This window comes from Bradyrhizobium sp. NAS96.2 (assembly GCF_001908235.1).
In the GTDB taxonomy this organism is placed as follows: domain Bacteria; phylum Pseudomonadota; class Alphaproteobacteria; order Rhizobiales; family Xanthobacteraceae; genus Bradyrhizobium.
Genome location: NZ_LGHK01000262.1, coordinates 1 through 3,492 on the forward strand (window position 1 = coordinate 1; position 3,492 = coordinate 3,492).

Consider the following 3,492-nt stretch of genomic DNA (forward strand, 5'->3'; position numbering starts at 1 on the left):
CGCCACCGGAGCCGGCGCGGGCGTGGCGGCGGCTTGCGCCTGCGCCGCGGGTTGCGGCTGCGGCTTCCTGACCGGAGCCTGCACCGTCCGTGGCGCGGGAGCCTGGGGCTGGGCCTGCGCCGATGCGTCGATCGGCGCAACGAAGGTTGCGACGACGGCGGCGAGGCCGATCGAGCGAAGCGGCTTCACGATAGTGGCGGTCGTCATGGATTCACCTTCTGATCGAGGAACTTGTCCTGGCTTTCCTGCAGCTGGTTCTGGATCTCGACCCGGCGCTGCTGAATCATCGGCTCGCGCGAGACCACGATCTCGCCGATGGTCAGGTCCTTGTAGCGCTGCACCATCTCCTTGCCGGCCTTGACCAGCTGGGTGTTCTTGGCGATGCAGCTCTTGGTGCTGGCCTTGTAGGCGGTGGCCTCACCTTCGAACTTGGCGCGCTCGGCGTCCTTGGTGCGGGCGACGGTCGCCGCCTCCTCATAGGCCGACTTCCACTTCTCCAGCGTCTCATCGCGTTCGGCGAGCCGCTGATTGAACTCGTCGACCGCCTCGCGATGTTCCTTGTCGGCCTTCTTCAGCTGCGCCTTGAGGTCGTCGACCTCCTTCTTGGCCGCCGCCTTCTCGCGATCGGCGTCGGCGATCTTGGCTTGCATCGCCGTACGCTGGTCCTCCAGCGCGCGGGTCTGCGCCGTCGCGCTGCGCAGGGCCTCGCGCAGGCGGTCGGTCTCGGACTGGGCGAATGCGGTGCCGGAGCTCAAGGCTCCGACCACCATCATCAGGACAAAGAGTGCGATGCGCATGGTCAGAACTTCGCGTTGAGGTCGACTTGCAGGACGTCGACGGCATAGGGGCTGCCGGCGATGCTGTTGGCACTCATCCAGCGCAAGGTCGCCCAGACATTCTCGCCGAGGCCGATATTGCCGCCGACGAAATAGCCCTTGAGGTTGGTGCCGCCGAGACCGAAGTCGGAGTCGGCGAAGGCATCGATGGTGGCGTCGGATTCCAGGTACTTGTAGCCGGCGTGAACATTCCAATCCCAGAGATGCTTGATCTCCCGGTTGCCGACGGTGACGCGGCCGAGCCAGCCCTGATTGCCGCCGTTGAACGGACCGGGCGTGTTGCCGCCATCCGGACTCGGCGCGCGGTTGTTCATCAGCACGCCGTAGGTTGCGGCCGCGGCGTTCATGAACGAGCGGCTGAACGCGGTGTTGTAGACATACTCGCCGTCGAGCACGATGTGAGCCGGATGGAAATGTCCGAGATCGAGCTGCCCGCTGACGACCACCGGGCGATACTGGCTGACCAGCCCGAAATATTCGAACTGATTGATCTGGCCGCCATTGTTACCCGTCCCGATCGGATCGGCGATGATTTGGCGCAGCGGGAAATAGGTGTTGCCCTTCTGCGCGAAGCCCGGCCGCGTCAGGTCGGTATTGCAGACGTCAGATGCCGACGAGATCCGGCAAGGGCTCGAGAACTGGCCCTGAACGTTGTCGAAATCGTAGAACGCAACGCCGAAGCGGAATGCGTATTCCGGGCTGAAGCGGGCGTTGAAGCCGACCTGGCCTCCGAACAGCCATTTGTCGTGGCTCGGAAACTTGCTCGGCGGTGAATTCAGATTGTTCGGATCGACCGGCAGATTGTTGCCGGCGTTGAAATCGGTGTTGTAGATCGGGAACGCACCGCCCACCACGAACGGCGTGAAGCCTTCCCACACCTCATGCTTGGCCTGAACGGCAAAGCCGTCGAAGCCGAGCTCCTTGTACCAGACCAGATCGGTCGGCGACCAGAACGGGTTGTCGATACGACCCGCAGAGATTCTCAGATCGTCGCCCCAGGTCTGCCAGTTGATGTAGCCGCGATCGAGCCAGACGCCATACTTCGAGAAGTTGCCGCCGCCGCCGCCAAGCGTCTGGTTGGTGGACACCGGCGAGCTGTTCTCGCCCGTTGCGATGCGTAGGCCGGCCGTGAACCCGTAGAGCAGGTCCGCTTCCATGCCGAGACGGCCGCGGAAGCGGAACTGGTTGCGATCCTGCGTGGCGTCGTAGGTCGGCCCAAACGCATTGCTCGAGATATCGTACGGCGAACCGGTATTGATCGCGTTGTAGTTAGCAGCGCCGGCCTGGTCGTTCCCGGTCGGGAAGTAGTTGCCCTGATAGCGCACGCGCGCATCGCCGTGGAAGCGGATGCGTTGCGCCCACTCCGGATAGGTTCCGGGCGACGCCCAGTTTTCTTTCTGCGCCTTGGCCATCACCTCCTGCTTAATCTCTTCCCTTAACTGTCTTTTGACGACTTCGGGAACGTAGGTGACGTGCCTCGTGCCGGGCGGCTGCGCAGCCGCAGCGGCAGCGGTTGCGGCCTTGGTGGCGTCGTCGGCCTTCGCCGTGGCGTCCTTGGCGGCCTGGCGGGAGACATAGGCCTCGTCCTCGGCCTGCTTGATCAGCGCCTGGGCCTGCTCCTCCTTGAGGACGCCCTGCTGCACCAGCAGATTGACGAGGTTGACGGTGGCGTTCGACGATGTCGGCTTGGTGCTCGACACTTTCGGCTTCTTGGTATCGGTCCGCTTCGCCGCGGCGGCGGGAGCCTGGTCGGCGGCCTGGTCCGCGGTCTGGCCCACGGCCGGCGTTGCGCAGGCAAGCGCGCCCAGCGACACCGCAAGCGGCAACGCGCGCCATTCTGCGTGAGCTCGTTTCTTAAACATCAGTCCCCCAGTTCTCACTCGCACAATTGAAGTTCGCAGGTTGGTCGTTCGTAGGTTGGTCGTTGGTTGATCGTCAGCTCGGCCGCCGCGCTGTGACGCGCGTGACCACCGGCATCGGCATGTCCTTGGGCGGCGGCTCGCGCAGCGTCAGGCTGCCGATCACCTCGTTGCGAAGCGCCGCATCGACCTCCGGACTGCCGGACGACGGCGTCAGGACGACGCGGGTGATGTGGCCGGAGCCGTCCACCCACAGCCGCACCTGGATCTGCGTCGCCATGTTGCGCGTCTTCGGATTGGCGCGGATCGCGGCCTCGATCTGCGAGGTGATGATGGTGGCGTACCAGCCAAAGCGGCTGCCACCGCCGCCGCCGCCGCCATACGGGTTGCCGCCGGGCTTGCCGCCGAGATTGAACAGATCGCCGGGTCCAGTGGGCTTGGCATCGAGCGACAGCGGACCGGGCGGCTCGTCGTTCTTGGCGTCCTTCGCCGGCTCGTCCTTCGGCTTGTCGACCGGCTTCTCTTCCTTGAATTCGGGCTCCGCCATCTTGGGTTGATCGATCATCTTCTGCTCGGGCTGCGGCTGTGGCGGCGGAGGCGGAGGCGGCGGCGGCAGCGTCACATTGACGATGGTGAGATCGCGCACCTGGCGCGGCGGCGGCATGTCGTCGTGGCCGAGGAAGAAATAGACGATGCCGCCAAGGAACAGTGCGACCACCGCCACAACAGCGCCGTAACGCAGCAGCGCACTGCGCTCGCCCTTCCGGGCGGCCGGACTGTTGCGGGCGGGCGCCGAC

The 3,492-nt window shown here is 65.1% G+C and carries 3 protein-coding genes and 1 pseudogene; all 4 read right to left on the minus strand.

The genetic code is table 11. From position 1 onward, the window contains the following. Positions 1–207 (minus strand): annotated as a pseudogene (locus tag AC628_RS38330) (hypothetical protein); the annotation flags it as partial. After that, positions 204–797: a hypothetical protein gene (locus AC628_RS38335; RefSeq protein WP_074131824.1), complete on the minus strand. Its 594-nt coding sequence runs from the start codon at positions 795–797 to the stop codon at positions 204–206. The pseudogene AC628_RS38330 and the gene AC628_RS38335, both read right to left, overlap by 4 nt. A 2-nt stretch (positions 798–799) precedes the next feature. Next, on the minus strand, positions 800–2,698 hold the full coding sequence (locus tag AC628_RS38340; RefSeq protein WP_074131825.1) for a putative porin: 1,899 nt from the start codon (positions 2,696–2,698) through the stop codon (positions 800–802). Between the two features lie 73 nt (positions 2,699–2,771). Next, the coding region (locus AC628_RS38345; protein ID WP_502689827.1) for a TonB C-terminal domain-containing protein at positions 2,772–3,492 on the minus strand (721 nt) is incomplete at its 5' end.

What these genes read in the sequence shown, in the direction of transcription:
- AC628_RS38340 (WP_074131825.1), bottom strand. Translation starts at nt 2,698, where the DNA reads ATGTTTAAGAAACGAGCTCACGCAGAATGGCGCGCGTTGCCGCTTGCG.
- AC628_RS38335 (WP_074131824.1), bottom strand. Translation starts at nt 797, where the DNA reads ATGCGCATCGCACTCTTTGTCCTGATGATGGTGGTCGGAGCCTTGAGC.